The 620-nt window shown below is 42.9% G+C and carries 2 tRNA genes and 1 rRNA gene; all 3 read right to left on the bottom strand.

The annotated features are described in order from the left end of the window. Positions 1-121: 121 nt before the first annotated feature. A tRNA-Ala gene (locus AC1TO4_RS19900) sits at positions 122-197 on the bottom strand. 82 nt (positions 198-279) lie between these two features. Next, positions 280-356 (bottom strand) — tRNA-Ile (locus AC1TO4_RS19895). A 197-nt stretch (positions 357-553) separates the two neighbouring features. Continuing rightward, a 16S ribosomal RNA gene (locus AC1TO4_RS19890) occupies positions 554-620 on the bottom strand; the annotation flags it as partial.

Raw genomic sequence — 620 nt, 5'->3', positions numbered from 1 at the left:
ATCATTTGCATGATCTATTCCAAAGGAATAAATTCCTCTGCGTTGATTACTTGATTTGTTGCTATCAATGTCGTTTCATTCAGTTTTCAAAGAACAAAAATACCCCACTTGGAGTATGTGTTGGTGGAGCCTAGCGGGATCGAACCGCTGACCTCCTGCGTGCAAGGCAGGCGCTCTCCCAGCTGAGCTAAGGCCCCGAAATTTAATGTTAGGTATTTAAGCGATGAAAGTGCTTAAATGGTAGCTTCTTTAAGCGGTGATACTGCTTAAAAAGTTTAATGGTGGGCCTAAGTGGACTCGAACCACCGACCTCACGCTTATCAGGCGTGCGCTCTAACCAGCTGAGCTATAGGCCCCTTCCGGGATATATATATGAAGTTTATATAGTAACTGCTTTAAACAGTAAAAATAACTGTTTAAAGGTTCTATTGAACCTTCAAAACTGAACGCAAAACATCAATAAGACTTTTCAGCGCGCTATGCGCTGATTGAATCAACCACTAATGGTTGACCTGAGGAAGATTAATCTTCCTCATTCCGTAATAATCCTTAGAAAGGAGGTGATCCAGCCGCACCTTCCGATACGGCTACCTTGTTACGACTTCACCCCAATCATCTGT

The sequence above is a fragment of the Sporosarcina sp. Y838 genome (assembly GCF_056786515.1).
This window is presented reverse-complemented; position numbering and strand designations above follow the sequence as displayed.